Here is a 21,583-nt window from a genome sequence, read left to right on the forward strand (position 1 = left end):
CCCAATGTTATTTTGTTGGAGGGGATTTTGAAGCCTCTGCTGAGGCGTAATTCGGCTCCTGACGAACACCCTGTGAGCTTTCTTTCAGAAACATGACTTTAACGGTCATGAGTATCAACTTGATGTCCTGCGCAATGGAATAATTTTTGATGTACAGCAGATCATACAGCGTTTTATCCTCTGTTTTGGTATCATAACGTCCATAAACCTGCGCCATGCCGGTCAAACCGGCCTTAACCAGGAACCGTTTTTCGTAGTTCTCAATGGTTTCCTTATATTCCGTTACAAATTCCGGCCGTTCCGGGCGGGGGCCAACAATGGACATGTCCCCCATAAGGATGTTTACCAGCTGCGGCAGCTCGTCAAGGCGCGTGCTGCGCAGAATTTTTCCGACTCTTGTAATACGGGGATCGTTTTCTGTAGAGAGCATGACGCCGGACAGCTTTTCCGCGTCGTTGATCATGGTGCGGAACTTATAGATTTTAAAAACCTTTTCGTGCAGCGTCACACGCTCCTGCGTATAGAGGATGGGACCTTTGGAATCAAAATGAATGGCGATTGCGCAGAGCAACATGATGGGGGAAGCTATCACCAAACCAATAAAGGAAAAGAATATATCAACCGCACGTTTGGTGAAAATGGTAAATCGGGACGGCTGAAAGCCTCTTAAATGCAGAAGAGGCGTGTCTTCAAAATTGACGATGTCGTATTGGTTCATAATGTTATAAAGCGTTGGTAAAATATAAATTTCCTTGTTCAGCTCAATGGCTTTGGAAATGATTTGGTTGCGCGCCTTGGCTTCAATGTCGTTGGAAACAAAAACACTGTCAAACGCCTGCAATCTGTTTTGCAGCAGGTCATCCAAAAAAGCCTCGTCGTTTGTATCGATCAGCTCGTACCACGCGTCGTTGCTGATGGATACATAGGCGTACTTGATTTTGCGGGCCAGCTTGCTGTCCACATCCTTGGACTCCACAACCAGAAGCTTGGGGGGAACAACAAATTTATTGATGATATAGACCGAAAGCATTTTTTCGGACAGAATTAAGACGAACGCAAGTGCAAAAGACAATAAAAAACGCCACCAATTCGCTGCAAGAAGAGTGATGTCGAAAACCATAGTCACTAAAACAGCGGCAAAGGAGGCTAAAGTCAGACAAATGATAATGGAGATTCCCAATTCATAGGTTCTTCGTATGATACGGCTGTAAATTTCGAAAATATGGAACAATGTAAGCAGTGTAACAGTGAATGTGACAGGAAAGATCAAATGGATGCCCTGAAAGATTTCCCAGCGAAACTGAAACGGGATAAAAAGCGAACTGAATACAAGGAATAAGTCAAAGCACATGACCATCATATCAATGAAGAAGTTTTTGTACGTTTTGATGTTCATACGGCAGATCCCCTCAATTTAGACAAAATTTTACTTCGAACCATTGCACCAATACCTTCCCTAAAAACAAATACAATAATCCTTTTTATAAATTCTAACATTTTTACGACAAAAATCAAGGTAATAAAACGAAGCTTTGTATAATTCGATGTTTTTGTTTTATATTTTCTTTTTAAGTGCTATGATTTGGTCAATCTGTTGGAATGCATAAGTTGTTATAAAAATTAAAATCCATGGATTACAAACATTGGTTATTTATGGGCATTGTTTTTTGTGAATTCAACTGAAAAGCAAAGTGTTTTGATGGGATTATTAAGTTAAAGCTTTACTGTGCGACTATACAAATGGGTTAAAGCAAATGAACACGCTACCGCCTATATTATAAATTTATGATATAGGCGGTAGAGATTTGTTTGCAAAGCCACACGCCGTTTTGGGATAAATAAAAAGGGATTCCATTGTGTTCCATCGCAGCCGCGTCGATATGTAGCACGACGGGACTTCCGTGACGGGAGCCAACCTGCCTTGCGGTTTCCGGGTCGGAGGACAGATGCACAAACTGACGGGATTGACGCGTGATGCCCTGTGACCGGATACTGTCTAAAAAGCGGTCCGCCGTCCCATGATAAAGTATAGCGGGCGGTTTAGCGGAGCGAAGCTCTACATCAACAGGCAGAGAATGACCTTGGTTGGCACGTATTTTACGGTGGTCCTCATTAAAGCTGTAGCGTTGCTTATTGTTTTCCTGTACGATGCGCTCAAGAGTTTCACGGTCGAGAGACTTTCCCGCGCGACAGCAGCCTTTCAATAAAGCGTCGACTTCTACCCATCCGTGTGCATCTATCTGTACATAAGCGGCCTGTGGGTTGTGACGCAGGACAAGACTGAGAAACCGGCCGAGCTCTGCATCCTTTTTGGATTGTTCCATAGGTATGCTCCTTTTGATAAAATCATGAAGAAAAGAAATCGTATGAAAAAGAGAACAGCCGGAATTTCAGTCCGGCTGTTCATGTTATGTCAGGGGACGGTCGATTGACGAAAAACTGCGGCGGGCATGCAACAGATAAAGCAATGAAAAAACACCGCCCAAACACAGAAACAGTTCACCGGCCCATATACTGACGTATTGTGTCAGCAATACGCTGACGAAATTAAACAGGGTATGCGCCAAAACAGCTAATACATAATATAGAAAAGAACGGCGGCGGTTGACGCCTTGAAAAATCAGCATAGTGGCAAACATGTGGAACAGCACGGCAAATACGCGTTCCAAAACAGCCAGATATATGGTAGAAGCCTGCGCCGACATAAGTGCGGTGGTAATTTGTTCAGCCGCCTGCGGGGAAGTTTCTGTCAAAATGGAGAAGGTGCCGGTATTGATCATCACCGCATAAATCAGGGAATTGAGATGTGTAAAGCCCACCAGCAGGATAGCCTCGCAGAAGCCGTGTCCCAGGCCGAAGGAGATTGCATCTGTGTAAGCACGGTGTTTTCTGCAGAAGAAGCGGACGCCAACCAGCCGGGCGGATTCCTCAAACAGACCCGCGGTAAAGGACAGAACCAGAAGGTAGACGATGAGCTGCGAGGCGGCAAACGTCTGGAACCACTGTTGAGCGGAAAGCGCATTGATCATTGGAATGCGGAGAACGATTTGGGAAATAAAAAATGCGAGCGCGCCGACCACCACGGGGACAAGGGAAATCTTTTTACGGACGCCGAGAAAGACCAGCAACAACAACGGGCAGACCAGTGTGAAAAAAACGCCGATACCAAATGCGACAATGACAGAGGGTGCAATGGTCATAAAGTCCAACCCCTTTCCATATTCAGCACCATCATAGGATGAATTTTATGGAATGTCAAGAAAAAAGCACGGAAAAGCAGAAGGAAACTGTGGAAATTCAAGTGAATGAACTTTTATAAAACGATTGCAGTTGACTCTTGCCTTTTTACATAAAATAAGCTATAATAGCAAAAGTCAGGTGATTTATGCCTTACAGCATAGCTCGCTGAGAAAGCAAGGCAGCAATGCGTGTAACAGGATATGCAGGCGGGCGGGCTCTGTACGACGGGGCGCCGTGAACCATGTCAGGCGGGGAACCGAGCAGCATTAAGCGGAGTTGCCCGGTGCGATGCAGGTGGTCTGTTCGTCTGCATATCCTGTTACACGATACCGTCGCAAGGCGGCTGTCCTTGCTTTCCGTTTGTTTGAGGAGGTGCACGGTATGTATAAAGTATTGTACCGGAAGTGGCGCCCGCAGGTTTTTGCCGATGTAGTGGGGCAGCCGCAGGTAACCACCACGCTCAAAAACGAGCTTACGGCGGGCCGGATTGCGCACGCGTACCTGTTTACCGGTTCCAGAGGGACGGGTAAAACAACATGTGCCAAAATCCTGGCAAAAGCGGTCAACTGTCTGAACCTGAAGGATGGTGATCCGTGCGGAGAATGTGAGATATGCCGCGGAATCGAAAACGGTTCCGTAATGGATATCGTAGAGATTGATGCCGCCAGCAACAATGGCGTCGACAATATCCGTTCTCTGCGGGAAGAGGCGAACTTCACGCCTGCCGCCGCCAAATACCGGGTCTACATTATTGATGAGGTCCACATGCTTTCCACAGGCGCTTTTAATGCGCTGTTGAAGACGTTGGAAGAGCCGCCGGAGCATGTGGTTTTTATCCTTGCCACCACGGAGGTCCACAAACTGCCCGCAACGATTCTGTCACGGTGCCAGCGGTTTGATTTCCGGCGGATTCCTCCGCAGGAAATTGCAGCGCGTCTTTCCTATGTTGCGGAACAGGAGGGGGCTGTGTTGGACGAGCAGGCAGGCTTACTGCTGGCCCGTCTGGCGGATGGTGCATTGCGCGACGCACTTTCCCTGCTGGATCAATGTCTGGGACGCAGCAAAACGGTTTCACTGGACGTTGTGCAGGAAACGGTCGGTCTTGTGGGGCGCGACCATTTGTTTGCGTTGTCCTCCGCTGTACAGGAACACGATTCAGCTGCCGCATTGGAAATGGTCGATCAGATGCATCGGTCTTCCAAGGATATGGCGCGGCTTTGTGAAGAGCTGTCTGCCCATTTTCGAGGGTTGATGCTGATTAAAACCATGAAAAATGCGCGCGGAATTCTTGCTGTGCCGGATGATGAGTTTGAAAAGATGACAAAACAGGCGCTATCCACACCTTTGCCGGTAATACTGCACTGCTTAGATGGAATGCAGGCCGCTTTGGAAAAGATGTACCGCGGCGGGGACCGGCGGATTGAAATGGAGATGGCGTTGATTAAGCTTTGTTCCCCTGAGCTGGACGACACCGCTGATGCGCTTGTGCGCCGGATTGAGGCGCTGGAGCGCGGGGTAACCAGGGTTCCGGCGGCGAAGCAAAAACCAGAAGTACAGGAAACGCCGGTTGCAATGGAATTGCCGGAGGAGCCGGTTCGGGAAGAAGTTTCTGCCGCGGCGGACACGCTGCCCGCACCAAAGGTGGAAGAAAAGTCGCAGCAGCTCAAGCAGGAGGCAAAACGCCTTGCAGAGTGGCCGGAGATTTTGCATATACTCAAAGAGTATTCCGCAGCAATTTCCGCCGCGTTTACCGGGTCTTCCGCTTATGTCAGCGGGGATTATGTTTTAATTGACGCGCCGAAGGAGATGGCTTTTGAACTGCTTCGGAAATCGGCGCAGCGGGATAAGATGCGGGAAGCGATTCAGCAGGTGACCGGAAGGGTGTACAAGCTTGGCCCGTACCGCTCAAAAAAAGCGGAAGAGCAGCAGGCGGACCCACTTCTACAATTGGCCGGTGCCGCAGAGGATGCGGGGATTCCGGTGACAAAAGTGTAAAATACCAACAATATAGTATGGTTGAATAAAATCGCCCGAAAGGGCGCCTAAAATTTTGAAAAGGGGTTTTTATCATGAAAGCAAGATTACCACAGGGTTACGGCGGGGGAAATTCTGCAAATATCCAACAGCTTGCCCGTCAGGCACAGAAAATCCAGGAGGAGATGGACGCGGCCAGCGCGGAGCTGGATAAAAAGTTATATACGGCGACAGCCGGCGGCGACGCAGTAAAAGCGACCGTCAGCGGCAGCCTGGAAGTACAGTCCATTGAGATCAAACCGGAAGTTGTGGATCCGGAAGATGTAGAGATGCTTGCGGATTTGGTCCGTGGCGCGGTAAACGAAGCACTGCGTGCTGCTTCTGAGGAAAAGGCCGATAAGATGGAGAAAATCTCCGGCGGCTTTAATATGCCGGGAATCCTGTAAAATGCCTTCTTATAATGTAGCCCCGTTGTCGCGTCTGATCGAACAATTCGAGCGGCTGCCCGGAATCGGTCATAAGAGCGCGCAGAGGCTGGCTTATTATGTGCTGGGCCTTTCCAAGGAGGGCGCAGCTAATTTTGCCAACGCGATCCTGGAAGCGCATGAAAAGATTCATTACTGTAAAGTGTGCTGCAATCTGACGGATCAGGAGCTTTGTCCGGTCTGCCGGGATAAGGACCGTGATCCTTCCATTATTTGTGTGGTGGAGGACCCGCGTGATGTCATTGCACTGGAACGGACGCATGAGTTCAATGCGACCTATCACGTGCTGCACGGCGCAATCTCCCCGCTGAATGGTGTTGGGCCGGAGCAGCTTTGCATCAAAGAGCTTCTGGCGCGCATCGGAAACAGCGAGGTACAGGAGGTCATTATGGCGACCAATCCCACTGTGGAGGGCGAAGCGACGGCAATGTATATTTCTCGTTTGCTGAAGCCGCTGGGCGTAAAAGTGACACGGCTTGCCTATGGGATTCCTGTGGGCGGCGACCTGGAGTATGCAGACGAAGTGACGCTTTCCCGTGCGATCGAGGGGCGCAGTGAAATTTAAAATTACACAAAAACAGAGCCGCCTTTTTAGACGGCTCTGTTTTTTTATAAGATGAAATTTCAGGGAGCAAAAGGTGGCGGAAAATTTCACAAGCAATCCTGCGAAGAATGCGTCTTTGTGCGCCCTCTGCGATAAAATGACTATTCTCTGTCAGGTATTGATCGTTTTTTGGAAAGCGGATAGAATTCTTTGAACAAAGCGAGATAATATGCGAGATTTTCGATTTTCGGATCGTGGAATTCAAATGTCGTGCCGTTGCATTTTTCGTATTTCACACCGTCTATTTCATAGTCCTTCCGAAATTTACATGAATCTCCTTTGCAATGTTTGCATGTCCCGTAATCGCCGGTAAAGGCGTTTTGAATATGTGCAGGTGAAGCGCTTATATAGGCGGCATGCTTTGTAACATGGTTAAAAAACAATCTGAGGACAATGGAATCGTCTTTTATATAAATGCGTGCTACAACATTTTTGGATTTCACATTTGCCTTTCTAAAAATAAGCATATATTTTCCCCAACAGTATCCGCTTCCAATCTCACCGCCATAGGTATAGCCCATTTCTTCAAGCGCTTTGGTGAATTCTATGATAAAGATTTTATCTTTCTCCTGAATAAAATGAAACGGTTCTTCGGCTATATGTGTTTCTATCATGCTATTTGTCCTCCGGCTTTATTTTTTTAAACCTTGTGTTGACACGTTTGCATTTATCCTTTTCTGTACGGAGAATACAAACTGCCCGCAGTATTGTCAAATGTCTCATATCACAAAATGTCATCAGAAGCTGCGCAAAAGCTTCATTGACACTGAACCACTTTGCCTTTTATGTATGCGGTAATTGCAGGAACATTCCGGTAGAGAGATACTGTATTTGTTCACCCATTTGTTCTTTTAAAATCTGGTAGACTTCCAGTCCCGTGCAATGGCAGGTATAGTAAACGGTGGGCGTTTCCTTTAATGTTTTGGCGAGTTCTTTGATCATGGAAAGCTTAGCACACCTTCCCGTGCGGGGACTTGTCAAGTGAAATCCGCCGATCACATAATCCGGACAGCCGCCAAACAGGCGTTTGTATTCTCTCAGGATATTAAGAATTCCGCAATGTGCGCAGCCAGCCAAAAGGACGCGGCAATTTCCCTCCGTCAGGGCCAGATTCTGTTCGTGGATAAAGGGGTCTGGATGGTACGTGTTTTCGTTCCGTATATACAGGTTTTGGTTACTGTCTGGCCGGGAATGCGGCCCGTGAACGTGAGAAAACAGTTTCAGGTTTTCATCAATCCGCAGATGCTCGTGTACGGGAATCAAACGAAGGCGGCCTTTCAGAGAAGAATCCAGACCAATAAACGAATAGCCGGCAGGTGTTTTGGAATAATGTGCACCTAAAGCTTCTTCCTGAAGATAGACTGGCGCGGTGTGGTTCAGTTCCAGAAATGTGGCCAGCCCGCCTCCATGGTCGTAGTGTCCATGGGAGAGGACGGCCAGATCGATTGAGGAAAGGTCAATTCCCATTGCAGCGGCGTTTTTCGCAAACAGGGCGCTTGCACCGGTGTCAAACAGAATTTTGTGACGGCCTGTTTCAATATAGAGGCTCAGGCCGTGCTCCCCCTGTAAACCTGCAAGATGGGAAGTGTTTTCCACAAGCGTTTGCACATGCATGTTGCTTCTCCTTATCCATAAAAGTGGCGGTCAAAACTCTTTGTTTATATAGATGCGCTGGGAGATCATGCACGACGGGATCAGCAGCAGGGATGCCAGAACCGGGGAAAATGCCATTAAGCTGACGACAGTTTCCTGTCCGACGGAAATTTGGAAACCCATGTTTTGTGCAAGAATCCCCAGGCCGATTGGGATAAAAACAAGCAGAATCAAAAATAGCCTTGCTTTTTCCGCTCCAAACCGGTAAATCAAAGGAATCATGACTGCGTTTAGCAACAGGGAGGACCCCATTGCAACAAGGATGCACAGGGTGATTTCAAATGTCCAAGGCTGTTTTTGAATCAGCAGAACCACCAAGCTGATCAAGCAGGAGGTAAGAGCGCCCAACAGCGAAAAGAGGAATGCGGTGATATATTTGGCGTTTACGATTCGCTTTCTGGAAACGGGTGTGGAAACAGCAAAGGGATCCCAGCGCGCCATATCATCGTAAGAAAAAGTGCTGATAATTAAAATCGAAAAAAAGAACGGAATCATGGAAGCAGTGGCGGAAACACCGGCGGTGATGCTGAAAAATAGTGCCGCAACCATCAGAAATGCGAAATAAGGACCCATGCCCTTCTTTAAGAGAAGGAATTCCTTTAAAATGAAGCCTTTCATTTGTTTTCTCCCTTCACATAAAATACCATAATGTCCTCCAAGCTGGGGTTGTTGATCACATAATTCGGATAACGGCGGCGCGCTGCCTTTTTATCTTTGACCAGCGCTTCGCATCCAAAACTGCCTTTACGGATTTTGACAATCAATGCCGGATCGATTGTATCCAGCTCCTGGCTGCCGCATTTTAAAATACCATACTGCCCCATAATATCGTCCTTGACGCCGCTGAATACAACCTTGCCCTCGTGCAGAAATGTGATGTAGTCGGCGATCTTTTCCAGGTCGCTGGTAATATGGGAGGACATCAGGATGGTGTGGCTTTCGTCCTGGATGAAGTCAAAAAAGATGGAAAGGATTTCATCGCGGACGACCGGGTCCAGACCACTGGTAGCCTCATCCAGGATCAACAGTTTGGGATGATGGGAAAGGGCTACGGCGATGGAAAGCTTCATCTTCATACCGCGGGAAAAATCTTTGCATTTTTTGTCCTTGGGGAGCTGGAAGGCGTGCAAGTAGCGCTGAAATGCGGCGTCATCCCAATTGCTGTAAATTCCCCGCATGATTTTGGTTATATCCATAGCGGAAAAGCTATCGTGAAAATGGTTTTCGTCGAATACAACGCCGATTTGTTCTTTGATTAAATCGGCGTTTTTCTCTGGATCAAGTCCCAGAAGCCGCATACTGCCTTCCTCCTTTTTTATGAGATTCAGGAGCAGTTTCAGCGTCGTGGTTTTACCCGCGCCGTTTTCACCGATCAGTCCCATTACGCTTCCAGTGGGGACCTGCAGGTTCAGGTGGTCCAGCGTAAAGCCGCTGCTGTACCGCTTTGTCAGATTTTTTGTATCAATGCAGTATGTTTCGTTAGGCATATCAATCATCTCCATATAGTATTGAAAGTGTTTCCTGTAATTCTTCCAAGGGGATTCCATAGACTTTGGCGGTTTCCACCGCCTTGGACAGCGATTCTTCCACAGCGCGCAGCTGTTGTTCTTTGAATAGTTCCGCGTTTTTAGCGGCAACAAAGCTTCCCTTGCCAACGATGGAAGTGATAAACCCTTCGTGCTCTAATTCCTCATAAGCGCGTTTGGTGGTAATGACGCTGATGCGCAATTCCTTGGCCAAAAACCGCATGGAGGGGAGAGCCTCTCCATCCTGTAGTGTTCCATTTAAAATCATGTTTTTGATTTGTGTGACGATCTGTTCATAGATTGGGATTCCGTCGGTATTACTAATGAATAATTCCAACTGCATTCCTCCCCCTCAATCTGTTATATTGTATATGTAATGTATATACAATATAATATTTATTTACATTTGTCAATAGGAAAATGTTAGAAGAAGAATCTTTTCAGACAGGAATCGATAAAATACTTTCCAAACGGATGGTTTTGGGTTATAATTTTAGCAATATTTCTATCGAAGATGAGAAGGAGAATGCAATATGATCACACAGGAAAGAGTTATGGAAATCCTCAAGGAAGCGGGCGTTTTGCTGGAGGGGCATTTTCGCCTGACTTCCGGCCGGCACAGCAATAAGTATCTGCAGTGTGCAAAAATTTTCCGCAATACGAAGTACAGTGAAGAGCTTTGCGCCGCGTTGGCGGAACAGTATCAGAACGATGGTGTGCAGGTTGTCATCGGTCCGGCGATGGGCGCGGTTCAGATGGCGTATGAGGTAAGCCGTCCTCTCAAATGTGAAAATTTCTTTGCCGAGCGGGATGAAGAGGGTAAGATGACCCTGCGCCGCGGCTTTGTGGTGACACCCGGCATGAAGGTGCTGATTGTAGAGGACGTTGTGACAACCGGCGGTTCTGTTCGTGAAGTCATTGATCTGGTAAAGGCTGCTGGCGGCGACGTTGTCGGCGTTGGATCGATCGTAGACCGCACCGGCGGTAAAATCGATTTTGGCGTGCCGTTTAAATCCGTCATCTCCGTGGATGTGGAATCCTGGGAAGCAGACGAGTGCCCGCTTTGTAAAGCCGGCATGGGTGAGCCGGTAAAGCCGGGCAGCCGCAAGGTCTAAACCGGGACGGCAGCTGCTGGCAAAAGGAGGCGGGGCAGTGGTGAAAAAGTCCGCCGGTAAATCGAATGAAATGCCAAAAGATCTATATGAAGCAAAGCGGCGGAAGAAGGAAGCCGATGAACTCCACAAGATGCATCGAGAACGCATGCGTAAAAAGTGTCTAAAATATGGTCTTGATGCATTTGAACCGCATGAAAAAGTAGAGTACTTACTCTATGCAGTCCAGGCGCGCCACAATACAAACCCGTTGGCGCATGAACTAATCCAGCGGTTTGGGTCCTTTTCCGGTGTGCTGGATGCACCATATGAAGAACTGGTAAAAGTAAAAGGCATTGGGAAAGTCACGGCAGCTTATATCAAAATGATTCCGGAGATAGCGCGTTGCTACGAAAAAGATCGGCAGTCCGGCCGTAAACGGCTGTGCGATTACCAAGAGATGGGAGAGTATCTGTCGAAACAGTTCATTGGTTTATCCCATGAGGTGGTGGTTTTGCTTCTGCTGGACAGTGCCAACCGGATTCTTTTTTGTGATGTCATCAATGAGGGAAACGCGACGACCTCCAACATCTATGTGCAAAAGGTGGTTTCCCTCGCAACGAGAAATAAAGCGGTCTATGCGGTGCTTTCCCACAACCATCCGAGCGGTGTTGCCCTTCCCAGCCGGCAGGATTTAAGCGTAACATCCCGCGTTTTTGAAGCGCTCCGCACCGTGGATATTTTGCTGATCGATCATATCATTGTGGCAGGGGACGATTTTACATCGATTCGGGAGAGTGAATTGCTGCCGGAAGTATTTTCCGATTCCAGTTTGCCGATGCGGGAAATGCGGGCAGCAGACGACTTTGATGATTAAGATTTAAAACAAAAAACAGGCTTCGGTAATTCCGTGTGGATGTACCGGAGCCTGTTTCTTTTACGGTTTTCCTATTAAAAGTAAAGAATAGTTGCATAAGCAGGTTTAATTTAATCCGGCCGCTGTTTTAAGTGAACAAAAAATACTGAGTTACTAAGAATTTATAATATACAGTATTTTAACTGATGATATAAGTGCTGATTTGCAGATATTTATAGTGAGAGAACAGATCGATTTCGTTTGTTTTTCATGTACCGTGGCTTTCCTCTCAACAAAAGATGGCGGTCGTTCGTCGAATATTTCTAGAGGGATCAAAGGAATGGTCTGTAGTCTATTGACCGAATGAAAAATTTGTATTACAATAAATCAAACAAATATGTTGCTTTTACAACGGGGGTTCAATAATGAAAACGTATTTACCCATTATATTGCATTCGCAGCTGTTCAGCGGCGTTGTGCAAAGCGAAGCGGAACGAATGCTGCAATGCCTGGCTGCGCGCACGGAAGAATATGAACGGAACCAGCCGCTTCTCCGTTTAGGCGAAGCGGTGGATGCGGTGGGAATGGTTCTTACGGGGAGCGTACACGTGGTACAGGAAGATTTCTGGGGCAACCGCAACATATTGATGAAGGTTCTGCCTGGGGAACTCTTTGCGGAGACATATGCCTGTGTTCCAGGTGCGGTCTCCAATGTGCGTGTTTTTGCGGCAGAGCCGGCGACCGTTTTATATTTGGATGTACATCGCGTGCTGCATGTTTGCGCATCAACATGTGAATTTCATGCGCGGCTGGTGCGTAATTTATTGTCTGTCCTCGCGGCCAAGAATCTGGCGATGAACGAAAAAATGATGCATATGTCAAAACGGACCACGCGGGACAAGCTATTATCCTATTTGTCTGCGGAGTCTCTGCGCAGGGGCAGCGCCTCGTTTGAAATTCCCTATAACCGGCAGCAGCTTGCCGATTATCTATCAGTGGACCGCAGTGCAATGTCCAATGAATTGGGCAAACTGCGTGACGAAGGCGTTTTGCAGTTCGATCGAAATCGGTTCCGGTTGCTTCAGGAAATCGATCGAATCTAGCAAAATACTCTGTTGTGTGGGCGAACGTTTCACGGTTTTGTAGAAATGTCCGGATATAGAACAGAAGCATTGACAAACAATTTATAAAGAAGTAAAATAGTTGAAGAAAAACATTTGTTCTTGATTGCAAAAGGCATATATGGACAACGATACCATTTGTGTCTGGAATAAAAAATGGGGAAAATACTATATGAGTGAGCAAGGATTATTTAGACTGGCGTCGCCATATCAGCCCACCGGGGATCAGCCGCAGGCCATTGCAAAGCTGGTGGACGGCGTTCATCAAGGGTGCCGGGAACAGACGCTTTTGGGTGTAACAGGCTCCGGTAAGACGTTTACCATGGCCAATATCATTGCGCAGACACAGCGTCCAACGCTGGTCCTGGCGCACAATAAGACGCTCGCGGCGCAGCTTTGCAATGAGTTCCGCGAGTTCTTTCCGGATTCCGCCGTGGAATACTTTGTCTCCTATTACGATTACTATCAGCCGGAAGCGTACATTGCGACGACGGATACGTATATTGAAAAAGACTCCGCTATCAACGACGAGATCGATAAGTTGCGGCATTCGGCAACTTCCGCGCTGTCTGAGCGCCGCGATGTTATCATTGTAGCGAGCGTATCCTGTATCTACAGCTTGGGCGATCCGATTGATTACCGGACCATGGTCATATCCCTGCGGCCCGGTATGCAGAAGAGCCGCGACGAATTGCTGCGCAAGTTAGTGGAAATTCAGTACGAGCGCAACGACATCAATTTTATACGAAACAAGTTCCGTGTGCGCGGCGATGTTGTGGAGATTTTTCCTGCGCAGTCGAACGATACCGTCATACGGGTAGAATTTTTCGGCGATGAAATCGATCGGATCAGTGAGATCAACTCTTTGACCGGCGAGTTTAAAGCAGAACTGCGCCATGTGGCGATTTATCCGGCGTCTCATTACATTGTGCCGCGGGAAAAAATGCAGCATGCGATCCGCGATTTGGAGCAGGAAATGGAGGAGCGCGTCCGTTTCTTTGAAGAAAATGGCAAGTTGATCGAGGCGCAGCGCATCCGGGAGCGCACCCAATACGATATGGAAATGTTAGGCGAAATCGGATTCTGTAAAGGAATTGAAAACTATTCCCGTGTCCTTTCCGGCCGCGAGCCAGGCAGCCAGCCCTGTACGCTGCTGGACTACTTTCCTGACGATTTCCTTCTGTTTGTGGACGAGTCCCATGTAACGCTGCCGCAGGTGCGCTCCATGTATGCGGGCGATCATGCGCGAAAGCAAACGCTGATCGACTTTGGATTCCGTCTGCCGTCTGCCTATGACAACCGTCCGCTGAATTTTGACGAGTTTTATGCACATGTCAATCAGGCGATCTTTGTCAGTGCGACGCCGGGCGATTTTGAAAAGGAGCATTCGGCACAAATCGTCGAACAGGTAATCCGTCCGACCGGCCTCATCGATCCGGAAATTATTGTAAAGCCGACGGATGGGCAGATCGACGACCTGATTTCAGAAATTAATCTTCGCACGGCCAACCAGGAACGGATTCTGGTGACGACGCTCACTAAAAAGATGGCGGAGGACTTGACTTCCTACTTGGAAAACATGGGAATTCGCGTGCGCTACATGCACCATGATATAGATACGGTGGAACGCATGGAAATTTTGCGCGACCTGCGGCTGGGAGAATTCGACGTTCTGATCGGTATTAACCTGCTGCGCGAAGGCCTGGATATTCCGGAGGTTTCGCTGGTGGTCATTTTGGATGCGGACAAGGAGGGGTTCCTCCGCTCGGAGCGCTCCCTGATCCAGACGATCGGCCGTGCCGCTCGAAATGCGAAGGGACAGGTCATCATGTACGCGGATACCGTCACACCTTCCATGGAGTCCGCAATTCGGGAGACGGAGCGCCGCCGCACGATTCAGATGAAATACAATGAAGTGCATGGGATTGTGCCCAAAACGATTGTAAAAAAGGTCGGCGAGGTGCTGGAAATATCCACGCACAAGGACGAGAAGAAATCGAAGAAAGGCAAGCGCCTGACGGCGTTGGAGCGCAAACAGCAAATTGAACAATTAACAAAAGAGATGAAAGCTGCGGCAAAATTGCTGGAATTTGAGCATGCCGCATACCTGCGCGATAAGATTAAGGCGTTGCAGTCGGGAAAATAAGATCAGTGAAAGCTGTTTTACAGCGCTGAGAATGGGGAAAGGAACCAGGTATGACAACAAAGAACATTTTTATTAAAGGCGCGCGCGAACACAATCTGAAAAATGTGGATATTGAAATTCCGCGCGACCAGCTGATCGTATTTACAGGGCTTTCCGGTTCCGGAAAGTCCTCCCTTGCCTTTGATACAATTTACGCGGAGGGGCAGCGGCGCTATGTGGAGTCGCTTTCTTCCTATGCGCGTCAATTTCTGGGACAGATGGAAAAACCGGACGTGGACTATATCGAGGGACTTTCTCCCGCTATTTCCATTGACCAAAAGACAACCTCCAAGAACCCGCGTTCCACAGTGGGAACCGTGACGGAAATTTACGATTATTTGCGTCTTTTGTATGCCCGCATCGGCATCCCACACTGCCCGGTCTGTGGCAGGGAGATCAAACAGCAGACGGTGGATCAGATTGTGGATCAGGTGCTGAAGCTGGAAGAGGGAACAAAAATCCAGGTGCTGGCTCCTGTGGTGCGCGCACGAAAGGGAGAACATGTCAAGGAATTTGAAGCGGCCAGAAAAAGCGGATTTGTGCGTGTTCGTGTGGATGGAATCATCTACGACCTGTCGGAACAGATTAAGCTGCAAAAGAACAGTAAACACACCATCGAGATCGTGGTGGACCGTCTGGTGATTCGCCCGGATATCCGTTCGCGCCTGGCTGACTCCATTGAAACGGCATCCTCTCTTTCCGGCGGTATTCTTGTTGTCAGCACACAGGAAGGAAAGGACCTGACATTCAGTCAGAACTATGCCTGCCCGGAGCACGGCGCAAGTGTGGAGGAACTGACGCCGCGGATGTTTTCCTTTAATAACCCGTTCGGCGCCTGCCAGAAATGTACCGGTCTGGGTGTGTTTATGAAGATTGACCCGGATTTGATCATACCGGACAAAAAACTGTCCATCAACCAGGGCGGATTAAAGGCCAGCGGATGGGCAATGGAAGGCAGCACCATCGCTGTAATGTATATGCAGGCGCTGGCAAAGCACTATCATTTTTCGCTGGATACGCCGCTTGGCGAACTGCCGAAGGAAACCATTGACGTTTTGCTCTATGGAACCAAAGGGGAAAAGATCCGTGTGGAGCGAAAAAATGAATATGGCAGCGGCGTTTACCAGACGGAGTTTGAAGGGATTATTAACAACTTGGAACGCCGTTTCCGGGAGACACAGAGCAACTGGATCAAAGAGGAAATTGAAACCTATATGAGTGCCATTCCCTGTGACGATTGCCATGGAAAGCGGCTTTCTCCAATCAGCTTGGCAGTCACGGTTGGAGGCATCAATATAGCAGACTTCTGCGATAAATCCGTTTCGCAGGCGCTGGATTTTGTCAATCATTTGGAGCTGAACAAACGCGACACGATGATTGCCCATGCCATCCTGAAAGAAATTAAAAGCCGGCTGGGCTTTTTACAGAGTGTCGGGCTGGAATATCTGACGCTTTCCCGTGCATCCGGGACGCTTTCCGGCGGAGAGAGCCAGCGCATCCGTTTGGCGACACAAATCGGATCCTCTCTGATGGGCGTCCTGTATATCCTGGACGAGCCCAGCATTGGATTGCATCAGCGGGATAACGACAAGCTGCTTGCCACGCTGCAGCACCTGCGGGACATTGGGAATACCGTGATCGTCGTAGAGCACGACGAAGATACCATGCGTGCGGCGGACCACATTGTGGATATTGGCCCGGGTGCGGGGATTCACGGCGGAAATGTCATCTTTAATGGAAAGCCGGAGGATATCCTTCACTGTGAAGCCTCGATCACTGGGCAATATTTGAGCGGTGTACGCAAGGTTGAGGTGCCGGAAAAGCGCCGCAAAGGGAATGGAAAGAAGCTGCGGGTAGTCGGCGCGACGCAGAACAACCTGAAGAATATTACAGTGGATTTCCCTTTGGGAGAACTGGTCTGCGTGACGGGCGTGTCTGGCTCCGGAAAATCCTCGCTGATCAATGAGATCCTGTATAAATATCTGGCGTCAACGCTCAACGGCGCCAAATGCCGCCCCGGTGCACACAAGCAGATTAAGGGTGTGGAAGAACTTGATAAAGTGATTGAAATCAACCAGGCGCCGATTGGCCGTACGCCCCGCTCCAATCCGGCGACCTATACGGGCTTGTTTACCGATATCCGGGAACTGTATGCTTCCACACAGGACGCTAAACTGCGCGGCTTTAATTCCGGCCGGTTTTCTTTTAATGTGAAGGGCGGACGGTGTGAGGCCTGTCAGGGCGACGGCATTATTAAAATTGAGATGCATTTTCTTCCGGATGTCTATGTGCCCTGCGACGTTTGTAAGGGAAAACGCTACAATCGGGAGACACTGGAGATCAATTATAAAGGAAAAAGCATCTATGATGTGCTGGAGATGACCGTGGAGGAGGGGCTGGAGTTTTTCTCCAATCTGCCGCGGATTGCCCGCAAGTTGCAGACTTTGCAGGATGTCGGATTGGGCTATATCAAGATTGGTCAGCCGGCAACTACGTTGTCCGGCGGCGAGGCGCAGCGCGTCAAGCTTGCAACCGAGCTGAGTAAGCGGTCCACAGGGCGCACGATCTATATTTTAGATGAGCCGACCACGGGATTGCACATTGCGGATGTACACAAGTTGATTGAAGTGCTGCAAAAGCTGGTGGACGCAGGAAATTCCGTCATTGTAATTGAACATAATCTGGATTTAATTAAAACGGCGGATTATATTATCGATCTTGGTCCGGAGGGCGGCGACGGCGGCGGAACCGTTGTAGCTACAGGAACGCCGGAAGCGGTGGCAAAAGTGGAAGCCTCCTATACGGGAAAATATCTTAAAAAAGTTTTAAACTAGAAAATAGAGGAAATGCACCCGGGATTTATATAAAAGCCCGGGTGCATTTTTGAGTAAAAGGGTGTTTCGTCAGCAGAGAAGTGGGCTTGACCTTTCAGAAAATACAACGTTTTTATGCAAAAAAGGCGCTTTCCCAGCCTGATTTTTGGTTGCAATCTGGAAAAAAGATAAGGCGTAGTAATTGAAATATTTGCAGAAAATTGTATAATATGTTTATTGGCGAAAAACAGTAGGGGATGTGGAAAAGTTGCTCGCAACCTTGTTGGCCTTGATTGACGACGAAGACGATCAAAGGAAGTTTGAAGCGGTATATCAGACTTATAAGCATTTAATGTTTCATGTGTCCAACGACTATTTTCATACACAGACAGAACGGGAAGACGCTGTACAGGAAGCCTTTGTTCGGATCATTAAAAACTTTTCCAAAATCGGAGAAATCGATTGTGCGCAAACAAAAAACTTTATCATTCTGGTGATGCGGTCCACCTGCATTGATTTACTGCGGAAAGATAAAGAAGAGGTGGATGTATATTTTGAAGATATATCGGCGGATACGCCGACGTCCAGCCGTTTAAAACCTTATGTAGAAATTGAGAATCAGGAAAGCTACGAAAGATTGTTGCATGCAATTAACGCTCTTCCACAAAACTATCGTGATGTGTTTATGCTTCGATATTTAAACGAGCTATCCCTTACACAAATTACCGAGATTACCGGCTTAAATTTGCCGAATATAAAGAAAATTCTGCAAAGAGGCAGGAAGAAATTGAGCAACACGTTAAAGGAATAGGAGGTTTTATATGGAGCTGACCGACGAACTTTTGCATGCTGCTCTGCACCAGGTTATGCTTTCCGAACTGGAAGAGCTTCCGTCACAGGAAGAGTTGGCAGAACGGTATCCGGTGAGCAGACGCTTTGATCGCAGAATCATGGGATTGATCCGGGAAGAGGAGCGTTCTCCCTTTACCAGTAAACTAATCCGCTATTCAAAACGTGCCGCCATGTTTTTCCTGGCACTGTTGGTTACAGCGTTCACAGCTGTCATGTCGGTACAAGCTGCACGCGAATGGTTGATTGGGATATTTACAGGGATGTTTAACACACATACCGAAATTGCGATAAACCAGACGAAATCGGCAAAGGATCAGCCCTTTTTAGGATATCTTCCGGAGGTAATACCAGAGGGATACATACAAACATCCTATACAGTCAATGAAAAGCATAAAATGTCGATCCTTAAATATGAGGAGGAAGACGGCTCCGGCGAAATACTGATTCGGCAATACAGTGGAGGCCGTCTTAAAGTGGATACGGAAGGGGCACGGAAAGAAACTGCTTGGGTATGGGGCGAAGAGGCTTTGTATGCGGAGAAAAAAGAACGGCAGATCCTCTTATGGACGGACAGTTTGTATCAGTTCTACATCATTGCGATTGATGGAGAATTGACCAAGTCCGAATTGGTAGAGATTGCAAACAGTATGCAGATCCAGGTACAAGCGGAATAGGATTCGCAAAAAGTTTTGATTTCCATCAACAAACGTTCACATTCGCTTTGTATACTGTAACCATCGCAAGAGAAAACAATTGGTTACAAGTTTCTTTTTCATAAATTCTTCCTCAAAAAACCGTTCTGTGCAAACAGGACGGTTTTTTACTTTGCTGAGAAATGCTATAAAAAACCCTGCATCCAGTCACAGGATGCAGGGTAAATATTCTGATTGTTATTCCACTCGGGAAACCAACTGGCAATATACATATATATTCTGAATCTTTTTGGCTTCATTGCCCTTATCGGTTTGAATAACGGGTTGTGTCTCTGAAGGTGTTGTATAGAGCTTGAAAACCAAACCGTCCTGACCAACATGCATATCCCGAAAGCGTTTATGCTGGAAGTTGCGTTTCTGAATTTCCAGATATCCGAAAATGATGTCTTCAATATCCAGATTGGTAAAACATTTTAAGATGTCTTCTTCCGGGTGCATATCGATGATGGCTTTGGCCTCGTCAAAAGTGAGGTCTGTGCATTTAAAGGTTCCGCGATTCATCACAGAAATCATAGAGTTGTTATCCAGCAACAACAATGGGTTAGTCGTCATAATAAGCACCCCTTTATTTTTATTTTGTATTTTAAGTATACGGTGGTGGGAGGAAAATGTCAATAAAAGTTAATTTAATAACGATTTGGGTAACAATTTTGTGAAGAATGTGAATGAAAAACGAGCAATCCTGTTTTCACATAAATTCCTGCGGTTTTGCCATAATAACGGTAGAAACAGCAGGAGGCGTTGGAATGGAAAAGGTTTCCTTGTGCAAGGATTTTCAGCAAAATAAAAAACAAATGGAACAGCTGCTCCGGTTGGATGCAAGCTTTGATTTGATTGGCCGCAATATAAAAGTTGCGGGACGCAGCGCGGTGCTGTATTTTATCGACGGCTTTGTCAAAGACGATATCATGGAAAAAATTATGGAATACCTGATGTCGCTTTCGCCAAAGGATCTGGAAGGCGTTGCATCGACGCAGCAATTTGCCGATGCGTTCATTACCTATGTGGAGACAGACTGTGAGACAGACCCGGAAAAAGTGGTGACCGGTGTTTTATCCGGAACGATCTGCTTGCTGCTGGAAGGGTACGACCAGGCGATGATGATCGACGCCAGGACCTATCCGACCAGGAGCGTGAGCGAGCCGGACGACGATCGGGTGCTGCGCGGCTCCCGCGACGGCTTTGTGGAAACCCTGGTGCATAATACCTCGCTGATCCGCCGCAGAATCCGCGACCCAAGTCTGACGATGGATATCATGCAGATTGGAAGAAAATCGAAAACGGATGTGGTGATCTGCTACATGGCGGATACGGTGGATCCCAAAATCCTGAAAAACGTCAAGGAAAAGCTGCGGAACGTTACGATCAATACTTTGACGATGAGTCAGGAAAGTTTAGCCGAATGCCTGGTTAAGCCAAAATGGTACAACCCGTTTCCCAAGGTGCGTTATTCGGAGCGTCCCGACGCGGCGGCAGCCAGCGTGATCGAAGGAAGTATTGTTATTCTGGTGGATAACTCGCCATCTGCGATGGTGCTGCCCACTTCCATTATTGATTTTGTACAGGATACGAACGATTACTATTTTCCTCCGCTGATCGGAACCTACCTACGCATTGTACGAATGGTGGTGTTTTTGCTGACCCTCATTTTAACGCCGACCTGGTTTTTGCTGGTCAGCAATCCGCAGTGGATTCCAACCTGGTTAGAATTTATTCAAATAGAAGAGCCGAACAGCGTGCCGGTAATTGTACAGCTGCTGTTGATCGAATTTATCATAGACGGTTTAAAGCTGGCTTCTTTAAATACGCCGAGTGTCCTGAGCAATTCCTTTAGTGTGGTAGGTGCGCTGGTCCTGGGAGATTTTGCGGTACAGGCCAAATGGTTTGTACCGGAGGTAGTCCTCTTTATGGCGTTTGTGGCAATTTCCAATTTTACGCAGCCAAGTTTTGAACTGGGATATGCATTCAAATTATTCCGGGTTATGATTTTGATTTTCACTGCGTTGTTTCATCTGTGGGGATATTTGGCGGGACTTGCCATTGTCCTGCTGGTTCTCTTGTGTAGTAAGACTATAACGGGCAGGGGGTATCTCTATCCACTGCTGCCATTTGATGGAAAAGCCTTGTCACGCTTGTTGATACGGCGCAGGATCAATGATCAAAATACCTGAAAAACGGCCGCTTTTATGCGGCTGTTTTTTATATGGCATAGAAAAAGCGCAGCGAAATCGCTGCGCTAAAAAGAAAGGAGGGCATGAAACGAATTTTTATATGTAAACCCCTGCTTGTCTCCGGTGCAGGAAACGGACAAAGGGATTTTATTTGGTCTGTCGAGTCTGACAAGCCGGTATTCCGACCACCTTTCAGACTGTAACAGTTTTTTTCGATGTCATTAGTATAGAATTTGAATGTGTATACAGTTTGAATGAACTGCAACGTCAGCGTTAAAAAACGGAAACCATATTGTGAA

General features: G+C 47.6%; 20 protein-coding genes and 1 other RNA gene. 12 read left to right on the forward strand and 9 right to left on the reverse strand.

All coding sequences use genetic code 11. From position 1 onward, the window contains the following. Positions 1-7 precede the first annotated feature (7 nt). From BN2106_RS06725 to BN2106_RS06735, 3 genes are all read right to left on the reverse strand, one after another. The gene (locus BN2106_RS06725) at positions 8-1,396 is read right to left on the reverse strand and encodes a sugar transferase (RefSeq protein ID WP_050697816.1); all 1,389 of its coding nucleotides are present in this window, start codon (positions 1,394-1,396) and stop codon (positions 8-10) included. 379 nt (positions 1,397-1,775) lie between these two features. Next, on the reverse strand, positions 1,776-2,324 hold the full coding sequence (locus tag BN2106_RS06730; RefSeq protein ID WP_050697817.1) for an RNA 2'-phosphotransferase: 549 nt from the start codon (positions 2,322-2,324) through the stop codon (positions 1,776-1,778). Positions 2,325-2,408: 84 nt separating this feature from the next. Beyond that, positions 2,409-3,200, reverse strand: a complete 792-nt coding sequence (locus BN2106_RS06735; RefSeq protein ID WP_050697818.1) for a YhfC family intramembrane metalloprotease — start codon at positions 3,198-3,200, stop codon at positions 2,409-2,411. A 248-nt stretch (positions 3,201-3,448) separates the two neighbouring features. Between BN2106_RS06735 and ffs the strand changes: the two genes are divergently transcribed. The 4 genes from ffs (at position 3,449) to recR (ending at position 6,264) form a co-directional block, all read left to right on the forward strand. Continuing rightward, positions 3,449-3,547: signal recognition particle sRNA small type (ffs, locus tag BN2106_RS15560), an RNA gene on the forward strand. 74 nt (positions 3,548-3,621) lie between these two features. Next, a complete protein-coding gene (dnaX, locus tag BN2106_RS06740) occupies positions 3,622-5,235 on the forward strand; it encodes a DNA polymerase III subunit gamma/tau (RefSeq protein WP_050697819.1) in 1,614 nt (537 codons plus the stop codon). Positions 5,236-5,306: 71 nt separating this feature from the next. Further along, a complete protein-coding gene (locus BN2106_RS06745; RefSeq protein ID WP_407921743.1) occupies positions 5,307-5,660 on the forward strand; it encodes a YbaB/EbfC family nucleoid-associated protein in 354 nt (117 codons plus the stop codon). Position 5,661: 1 nt separating this feature from the next. Beyond that, positions 5,662-6,264 (forward strand): recombination mediator RecR, encoded by a 603-nt coding sequence (gene recR, locus BN2106_RS06750; protein ID WP_050697821.1) that lies wholly within the window; start codon positions 5,662-5,664, stop codon positions 6,262-6,264. A 140-nt stretch (positions 6,265-6,404) separates the two neighbouring features. On the opposite strand, the gene BN2106_RS06755 is transcribed toward recR, so the two are convergent. The 5 genes from BN2106_RS06755 to BN2106_RS06775 form a co-directional block, all read right to left on the reverse strand. Beyond that, positions 6,405-6,917 carry a hypothetical protein gene (locus BN2106_RS06755; RefSeq protein ID WP_050697822.1) on the reverse strand — a complete coding sequence of 171 codons (513 nt, stop codon included), beginning with the start codon at positions 6,915-6,917 and terminating at the stop codon, positions 6,405-6,407. Between the two features lie 169 nt (positions 6,918-7,086). Beyond that, the gene (locus tag BN2106_RS06760; RefSeq protein ID WP_050697823.1) at positions 7,087-7,917 is read right to left on the reverse strand and encodes an MBL fold metallo-hydrolase; all 831 of its coding nucleotides are present in this window, start codon (positions 7,915-7,917) and stop codon (positions 7,087-7,089) included. A 30-nt stretch (positions 7,918-7,947) separates the two neighbouring features. Beyond that, entirely contained in the window at positions 7,948-8,574 is a 627-nt protein-coding gene (locus BN2106_RS06765) for an ABC-2 transporter permease (RefSeq protein ID WP_050697824.1), read from the reverse strand. Next, a complete protein-coding gene (locus tag BN2106_RS06770) occupies positions 8,571-9,443 on the reverse strand; it encodes an ABC transporter ATP-binding protein (protein ID WP_050697825.1) in 873 nt (290 codons plus the stop codon). The genes BN2106_RS06765 and BN2106_RS06770 overlap by 4 nt, the downstream gene beginning before the upstream one ends. Before the next feature lies 1 nt (position 9,444). Continuing rightward, the gene (locus BN2106_RS06775; protein WP_050698449.1) at positions 9,445-9,819 is read right to left on the reverse strand and encodes a GntR family transcriptional regulator; all 375 of its coding nucleotides are present in this window, start codon (positions 9,817-9,819) and stop codon (positions 9,445-9,447) included. A gap of 196 nt (positions 9,820-10,015) precedes the next feature. On the opposite strand from BN2106_RS06775, the gene pyrE reads away from it, so the two are divergent. The 7 genes from pyrE (at position 10,016) to BN2106_RS06810 (ending at position 19,074) form a co-directional block, all read left to right on the forward strand. Next, the gene (pyrE, locus tag BN2106_RS06780; RefSeq protein WP_050697826.1) at positions 10,016-10,597 is read left to right on the forward strand and encodes an orotate phosphoribosyltransferase; all 582 of its coding nucleotides are present in this window, start codon (positions 10,016-10,018) and stop codon (positions 10,595-10,597) included. Between the two features lie 37 nt (positions 10,598-10,634). Continuing rightward, positions 10,635-11,450 (forward strand): JAB domain-containing protein, encoded by an 816-nt coding sequence (locus BN2106_RS06785; protein ID WP_050697827.1) that lies wholly within the window; start codon positions 10,635-10,637, stop codon positions 11,448-11,450. Between the two features lie 404 nt (positions 11,451-11,854). Then, complete coding sequence (locus BN2106_RS06790) at positions 11,855-12,532, forward strand: Crp/Fnr family transcriptional regulator (RefSeq protein WP_050697828.1); 678 nt, start codon at positions 11,855-11,857, stop codon at positions 12,530-12,532. A 190-nt stretch (positions 12,533-12,722) separates the two neighbouring features. Then, the gene (gene uvrB / locus BN2106_RS06795; protein ID WP_050698450.1) at positions 12,723-14,696 is read left to right on the forward strand and encodes an excinuclease ABC subunit UvrB; all 1,974 of its coding nucleotides are present in this window, start codon (positions 12,723-12,725) and stop codon (positions 14,694-14,696) included. Positions 14,697-14,746: 50 nt separating this feature from the next. Then, the gene (uvrA, locus tag BN2106_RS06800; protein WP_050697829.1) at positions 14,747-17,569 is read left to right on the forward strand and encodes an excinuclease ABC subunit UvrA; all 2,823 of its coding nucleotides are present in this window, start codon (positions 14,747-14,749) and stop codon (positions 17,567-17,569) included. A gap of 238 nt (positions 17,570-17,807) precedes the next feature. After that, positions 17,808-18,359: an RNA polymerase sigma factor gene (locus BN2106_RS06805; RefSeq protein WP_154666440.1), complete on the forward strand. Its 552-nt coding sequence runs from the start codon at positions 17,808-17,810 to the stop codon at positions 18,357-18,359. A gap of 10 nt (positions 18,360-18,369) precedes the next feature. Continuing rightward, complete coding sequence (locus tag BN2106_RS06810; protein WP_050697831.1) at positions 18,370-19,074, forward strand: DUF4367 domain-containing protein; 705 nt, start codon at positions 18,370-18,372, stop codon at positions 19,072-19,074. A gap of 216 nt (positions 19,075-19,290) precedes the next feature. On the opposite strand, the gene BN2106_RS06815 is transcribed toward BN2106_RS06810, so the two are convergent. Beyond that, positions 19,291-19,665 carry a hypothetical protein gene (locus BN2106_RS06815; protein WP_050697832.1) on the reverse strand — a complete coding sequence of 125 codons (375 nt, stop codon included), beginning with the start codon at positions 19,663-19,665 and terminating at the stop codon, positions 19,291-19,293. A gap of 194 nt (positions 19,666-19,859) precedes the next feature. On the opposite strand from BN2106_RS06815, the gene BN2106_RS06820 reads away from it, so the two are divergent. Continuing rightward, positions 19,860-21,284 (forward strand): spore germination protein, encoded by a 1,425-nt coding sequence (locus BN2106_RS06820; protein ID WP_082236402.1) that lies wholly within the window; start codon positions 19,860-19,862, stop codon positions 21,282-21,284. Positions 21,285-21,583 lie beyond the last annotated feature (299 nt).

The organism is Anaeromassilibacillus senegalensis, assembly GCF_001261775.1.
GTDB lineage: Bacteria > Bacillota > Clostridia > Oscillospirales > Acutalibacteraceae > Anaeromassilibacillus > Anaeromassilibacillus senegalensis.